Origin of the sequence: Zoogloea sp., from assembly GCF_028693495.1 — a bacterium.
Taxonomy (GTDB): domain Bacteria; phylum Pseudomonadota; class Gammaproteobacteria; order Burkholderiales; family Rhodocyclaceae; genus Zoogloea.
In genome coordinates this window covers 21,606-27,948 of the sequence record NZ_JAQUVG010000043.1, presented here as the reverse complement: position 1 = coordinate 27,948, position 6,343 = coordinate 21,606, and the positions used below count along the sequence as shown (strand labels likewise).

Sequence of the window (6,343 nt, the reverse complement as noted above, 5' to 3'; positions counted from 1 at the left end):
CCTGACGGAATCGAACCGCCGACCTCCACGATGTCAACGTGGCGCTCTAACCAGCTGAGCTAAGGACGCCCTTGAGAGGAGCGGCATTATAAAGCGGTTTGACCGCTTTGCAACACCTGCTCCCGCCTTCATCTCGGGTCGTCAGGCCGAAGTACGGATCAGGTGGTCGAAAGCCCCCAGGGACGCGGTGGCGCCGGCGCCCATGGCGATGATGATCTGCTTGTACGGCACCGTGGTGCAGTCGCCTGCGGCGAACACACCGGGCAGCGAGGTCTGGCCCTTGGCGTCGATGATGATCTCGCCGTGCTTGGACAGCTCAAGCGTGCCCTTCAGCCAGTCGGTGTTGGGCAGGAGACCGATCTGCACGAAGATGCCTTCGAGCTCGACCACCTGCTCGGCGCCGCTCACCCGGTCCTTGTAGCGGATGCCGGTCACCTTCTGGCCGTCTCCGGTCACCTCGGTGGTCTGGGCCGACTTGATCACGGTGACATTGGGCAGGCTGTAGAGCTTTTTCTGCAGCACCGCGTCGGCACGCAGGGTGTCGGCAAACTCGAGCAGGGTCACGTGGCTGACGATGCCGGCCAGGTCGATGGCCGCCTCGGCGCCCGAGTTGCCGCCGCCGATCACCGCCACCCGCTTGCCCTTGAAGAGCGGGCCGTCGCAGTGGGGGCAGAAGCATACGCCCTTGGCCTTGTACTCCTGCTCGCCAGGCACGTTCATCTCGCGCCAACGGGCACCGGTAGACAGGATCACCGTCTTGCTCCGGAGCGTTGCGCCATTTTCCAGCTGAATCTCGATCAGCTCGCCCGGGGTCAGCTTGGCTGCGCGCTGAAGGTTCATCACATCCACCTCGTACTGCTTGACGTGCTGCTCCAGGGCAGCAACCAGCTTGGGCCCTTCGGTTTCCTTCACCGAGATGAAGTTTTCGATGCCCAGGGTGTCCATCACCTGGCCGCCGAAACGCTCGGCCACCACCCCCGTGCGGATGCCCTTGCGGGCGGCATAGACCGCTGCCGCCGCGCCGGCGGGGCCACCGCCGACCACCAGTACGTCGAAGGCATCCTTCTTGGCGATCTCCTCGGCGGCCCGGGCGGAAGCGCCGGTGTCGAGCTTGGCGACGATCTCTTCGACAGTCATGCGGCCTTGGCCGAAGGTTTCGCCGTTGAGGAATACCGTGGGTACGGCCATGATCTTGCGTTCGTTAACCAGGTCCTGAAACAGGGCCCCGTCGATCATGGTGCTGGTCACGCCGGGGTTGAGCACGGCCATCAGGTTGAGGGCCTGCACCACGTCCGGACAGTTGTGGCAGGACAGGGAGATGAAGGTCTCGAAGTGGAACGTGCCCGGCAGGGCCTTGATCTGGTCGATCACGGCCTGATCCACCTTGGGCGGATGACCGCCGGTCTGGAGCAAGGCCAGGATCAGCGAGGTGAATTCGTGGCCCATGGGCAGGCCGGCAAAGTGGATGCGCGGAGTCTCGCCCGGCTCGGCGACGCCGAAGGACGGACGCAGGGAATGGGTGCCGTTCTGGCGCAGGGCCACCTTGGGGGAGAGCTCGGCGATGTCGCTGAGCAGGCTGCGCATTTCCTGGCCCTTGGCACTGTCGTCGAGGGAGGCCACCAGCTCGATCGGGCGCTGCAGCTTCTCGAGGTAGGCCTTGAGTTGGGTCTTGATGTTGGCATCGAGCATGGTGATGTCCTTTCCTGTAAGAGGCGTGAGTCCGGTGGGGAGAATCCCATCGCGAAGCCCGCCGGAGAGGGCAGGGCTTGACGCTGGAATCCAGCCGGGCGGCGAACCGCCCGTGGAGGGTGCTTGCGCGACCGCTCAGATTTTGCCGACCAAGTCGAGGGAGGGCTTCAGGGTTTCAGCACCTTCCTGCCACTTGGCGGGACAGACTTCACCCGGGTGGGCGGCAATGTACTGGGCTGCCTTGACCTTGCGCAGCAGCTCGGCGGCGTCACGCCCGATGCCAAGATCATGGATCTCGGCGACCTTGATCTGGCCTTCCGGGCTGATCACAAAGCTGCCGCGCAAAGCCAGACCTTCTTCCTCGATCATCACATCAAAACCACGGGTGATGGCACCGGTCGGGTCGCCGATCATCGGGTAGTTGATCTTCTTGATGGTGTCGGAAGCATCGTGCCAGGCCTTGTGGGTGAAGTGGGTGTCGGTGGAGACGGAGTACACTTCGACGCCCAGCTTCTGGAACTCAGGGTAAAGATCCGCCATGTCGCCCAGCTCGGTAGGACAGACGAAGGTGAAATCAGCGGGGTAGAAGAAGAAGACGGACCACTTGCCCTGCAGGTCGGCATCGCTGACGGGAACGAACTTGCCGTTGTGGTAGGCAGTGGCCTTGAAGGGTTTGACCGTGCTGTTGATGATTGCCATGTGCAGTTCTCCTGGGCTTGAGGTGGATTGTTGAGAGAAGACGGAATGAAGTTTAAAAAAACGCCAGCGATTGGTCTAATTCATTGCTTGCATACATCCGATCGCAAAAACCTATCAAAACTCAAGCCGGACTGTCCTGGCCTGTTTCACCCTGCGGCAACGGCTGCTGCACCGCAAAATATTTACGCCATCTTTACACGGTCGGGCCTAGCATCCGCAGCCTTTCCGTCCCGCTGAGCTGAGCACATGAGTTCCCGCAAAGCCTTGCCGGGCCTCACGATGGGCGCCATCGGCGTTGTCTTTGGCGATATCGGCACGAGCCCCCTGTACGCCCTGAAGGAAATCTTCAACGGCCATCATCCGATCCCGGTCACGCCGGACAACGTCCTCGGGATCCTGTCCCTGGTGTTCTGGGCCATCATGTCCCTGGTCACCCTCAAGTACGTCCTGATCATCATGCGGGCCGACAACCACGGGGAGGGCGGCTCCCTGGCCCTGCAGTCGCTGGTGGTGGAGCGGGCCCGCAGTCGGCGCCTGTCCTGGGTGGCGTCCATGCTCGGAATCTTCGCTGCGGCCCTGTTCTTCGGGGACAGCATGATCACCCCGGCGATCTCGGTCCTGTCTGCAGTGGAGGGCATCACCCTCGTGGCTCCGGCGGCAGCCAATTATGTGGTTCCCATCACCCTGCTCATCCTCACCGCCCTGTTTGCCATCCAGCACCGGGGCACAGGCGCCATGGGCCTTTACTTCGGGCCCATCATGGTGGGCTGGTTCGGGGTACTGGGGGTACTTGGGGTATTAGAAATCAGCCGTCACCCGGAGGTATTGACCGCGCTCAATCCCGCTTACGCCCTGGGTTTCATCCGCGATCACACCCGCCTGGCCTTTCTGGCTCTGGGGGCGGTAGTACTGGCGGTGACCGGTGGTGAAGCCCTGTATACCGACATGGGCCACTTCGGTGCCCGCCCGATCCGCCTCGCCTGGTTCGGCTTCGTGATGCCCGCCCTGGTGCTCAACTACTTCGGTCAGGGCGCCCTGCTCCTCTACGACCCGGCCGCCATCGAGAACCCCTTCTTTCACCTGGGACCTTCCTGGGCGCTGATCCCCCTGCTGGTGCTGGCTACCCTGGCGACCGTGATCGCCTCCCAGGCGGTCATTTCCGGTGCGTTCTCGGTCGCCCGCCAGTCGGTACAGATGGGCCTGCTGCCCCGGATGCTGATCATCCATACCTCCGGTCACGAGCGGGGACAAATCTACGTTCCCTTCACCAACTGGACCCTGTACCTGGCGGTGGTGGCGCTGGTCATGGGCTTTCAGAACTCATCCAATCTGGCCGCGGCCTATGGCATTGCGGTAACGGCCACCATGCTGATCGACACCATCCTGATCGCCTTCGTGATGTCCCTGCTGTGGCGCTGGCACCCGCTGCTGGTGACCCTGGTGGCGGGCAGCCTGTTGCTGGTGGACCTGGCCTTCTTCTCGGCGAACGCCATCAAGATTCCGCAAGGGGGCTGGTTTCCCATCGCCATCGGCATGATCGCCTTCACGGTCCTGACCACCTGGCGCCATGGCCGCCGCCTGGTGATGGAGGAAATGGCCCGCCACAGCCTGTCGATGAACGATTTCATCCAGATGATTGACGGTGTGCACCGGGTCCGGGGAACGGCGATCTTCATGACCAGCACCAAGGAAGGGGTCCCTGCCGCCCTGCTCCACAACCTCAAGCACAACCAGGTCATCCATGAGCGGGTGGTACTGATCACCGTGCAGACCACCGACACCCCCTACGTGAGCGAAGTGGACCGGATCTACCTGCATCACCTGAAGCCCGGCTTCATGCGCATCGTGCTGCGCTATGGTTTCATGGAAGACCCGGATGTACCCAACGCCCTCAAGCACTGCAGCCGCTTCGGGGAAAGCTTCGACATGATGGACACCAGCTTCTACGTCTCCAGAGAGACGGTGATCCCACGCATGAACCGGCTGCGCATCGCCAGCTGGCGGGCGCGCCTGTTTGCCTTCCTGTCCAAGAACGCCACGAGCGCCACCGACTTTTTCCGGATCCCCAACAACCGGGTGGTGGAGCTGGGCACCCAGCTGGTGATCTGAGCTCCGGCTATTCCGCCTGCGGCCGCAGGCGGTAACCCACCCCCGACTCGGTGAGGATGTGACGGGGCTGGGCCGGATCCGCCTCCAGCTTGCGACGCAGGCCGGCCATGTAAACCCGCAGGTAGTGGCCGTGCTCCACATGGTTCGGCCCCCACACACCGGCCAGCAGCTGGCGATGGGTCAGCACCCGCCCGCCACCGTTGAGGAGCAGGCACAGCAGCTTGTACTCGATGGGCGTCAGGTGCACCGGCTCGCCGTTGCGGCGGACCTGACGCAGATCCTGATCCACCACCACCCCGCCAAAGGTCTGGAGGCCAGGCCTGTCCCCACCGCGCAGGCTGCGCCGGAGCAGGGCACGGATCCGGGCCAGGAGCTCGGCCACACCAAAGGGCTTGCTCATGTAATCGTCCGCTCCGGCATCAAGCGCCCGGACCTTGTCCGCTTCATCCCCCCGGGCCGACAGCACCAGCACCGGCATGGGGCTCCACAGCCGCAGTTCGGTCAGCAGGGCCAGTCCGTCCCCATCGGGCAGGCCCAGGTCAAGGACCAACAGATCGGGGCTGCGGCCGGACAGGTCGATGCGGCCACGGGCCAGACTGGGTGCCTCAATGACCTGGCACCCCTCCGACATCAGGGCGGCCCGGATGGATTGACGGATACCGGCATCATCTTCGACAAGCAGAACGGACGGCGCAGGGCGCAGGGGGGTTTTCATGATCCGGAGTCCATCCATTCGGCGGGCGGAGGTGTGGGCTGTTCGCCCACCGGCAGCAACAGTCGGAAGCAGGCCCCTCCCGTGGGCTGGTTGAAGGCCGCCACCTTGCCACCGTGGGCCTCGACGATGAGACGAACGATCGCCAGCCCCAACCCGCTGCCCGCATCGGCACTGGCAGCGCCTCCGCAACTCTCCCCAGGAACGCGGACAAAGCGCTCGAAAATCGCCTGCTCCCGCCCCGGCGGAAGACCGCAACCGGTATCGCAGACGCTCAGGGCCAGCTGACCTGCTTCCAGACAGGCCGCCTGGATCAGGATCGTGCCGCCCGCTGGCGTGTGGGCGATGGCGTTATCGAGCAGGTTGCCTAAGACCCGCTCCAGCAGCACCGGATCCACCTCCAGCAAGGGCAGCTCGACCGCCATGTCGGTCACCACCCGATAAGCCGCCAGCGGGAGGCGCCGGCTCTCCAGCGCAGCCCCCACCAGTTCGTCCACCGGCAACCACGCCCGGGCCAGCTGCAAGCCCTCCGACTGCAGCCGCGCCAGGTCGACGAGATCCCGCGCCAGCCGGTAGGTCCGCAGGGCTTCGCGACGGATGGCCTCCGCCAGGGCAGCCTGAACCGGCGGCAAGGGTGGACCCGCCAGAGGCAGGGACTCCGCCAGACCGGCCAGGGCCGACAGGGGGGTTCGCAGATCGTGGGAGAGGGACGCCAGCAGGGTGTTGCGCTGACGCTCCGACTCCACGGCCAAGCGGGCCCGGGCAGCCTCCTCTCCCCGCGCCTCGGCGGCATCCCGCTCCCGGCGCAGGCGATCGGCCAGCTCGGCGCTGATCAATGCCACGGCCAGCAGGACGGCAAACGTCACCAGATACTGAAGATCGGACACCTGGAAGGTCCATTGGGGGTGCACGAAAAAGAAATCGAGCAGCCCCACCGACAGGAAGGCCGCCAGCACCGCCGGCCCCCTGCCCAGCCGGATCGCCGCAAACAGGACCCCCAGGGGAAACAGCATGGCCACGTTGGCCAGGTCCAGACGATCCAGCAACAGGGCACCGAGCACGGCGATGGAGACCACGGCGAGCGCTGCCTGGAGGTAGGCACACCAGGGCGACCGGCAAGGGGAGAGCAATCCG

The 6,343-nt window shown here is 64.6% G+C and carries 5 protein-coding genes; 1 reads left to right on the top strand and 4 read right to left on the bottom strand.

Annotated features, from left to right (window positions below):
• Positions 1-141 precede the first annotated feature (141 nt).
• Together ahpF and ahpC are read right to left on the bottom strand one after the other, a co-directional pair.
• Positions 142-1,689, bottom strand: a complete 1,548-nt coding sequence (gene ahpF / locus PHD22_RS08930) for an alkyl hydroperoxide reductase subunit F (protein WP_299865274.1) — start codon at positions 1,687-1,689, stop codon at positions 142-144.
• 135 nt (positions 1,690-1,824) lie between these two features.
• On the bottom strand, positions 1,825-2,388 hold the full coding sequence (ahpC, locus tag PHD22_RS08925; RefSeq protein ID WP_299865271.1) for an alkyl hydroperoxide reductase subunit C: 564 nt from the start codon (positions 2,386-2,388) through the stop codon (positions 1,825-1,827).
• A 246-nt stretch (positions 2,389-2,634) separates the two neighbouring features.
• On the opposite strand from ahpC, the gene PHD22_RS08920 reads away from it, so the two are divergent.
• A complete protein-coding gene (locus tag PHD22_RS08920) occupies positions 2,635-4,497 on the top strand; it encodes a potassium transporter Kup (protein WP_299865268.1) in 1,863 nt (620 codons plus the stop codon).
• Between the two features lie 7 nt (positions 4,498-4,504).
• Here the strand turns inward: PHD22_RS08920 and PHD22_RS08915 are convergent, their stop codons facing one another.
• Both PHD22_RS08915 and PHD22_RS08910 read right to left on the bottom strand, forming a co-directional pair.
• Positions 4,505-5,212: a response regulator gene (locus PHD22_RS08915; protein ID WP_299865265.1), complete on the bottom strand. Its 708-nt coding sequence runs from the start codon at positions 5,210-5,212 to the stop codon at positions 4,505-4,507.
• Complete coding sequence (locus tag PHD22_RS08910) at positions 5,209-6,339, bottom strand: DUF4118 domain-containing protein (protein ID WP_299865262.1); 1,131 nt, start codon at positions 6,337-6,339, stop codon at positions 5,209-5,211. The genes PHD22_RS08915 and PHD22_RS08910 overlap by 4 nt, the downstream gene beginning before the upstream one ends.
• Between the last annotated feature and the right edge of the window lie 4 nt (positions 6,340-6,343).

Bases quoted from the DNA above. Each gene is read 5' to 3' on its own strand.
- ahpF (WP_299865274.1), bottom strand. From the start codon at position 1,689: ATGCTCGATGCCAACATCAAGACCCAACTCAAGGCCTACCTCGAGAAG.
- ahpC (WP_299865271.1), bottom strand. From the start codon at position 2,388: ATGGCAATCATCAACAGCACGGTCAAACCCTTCAAGGCCACTGCCTAC.
- PHD22_RS08920 (WP_299865268.1), top strand. From the start codon at position 2,635: ATGAGTTCCCGCAAAGCCTTGCCGGGCCTCACGATGGGCGCCATCGGC.
- PHD22_RS08915 (WP_299865265.1), bottom strand. From the start codon at position 5,212: ATGAAAACCCCCCTGCGCCCTGCGCCGTCCGTTCTGCTTGTCGAAGAT.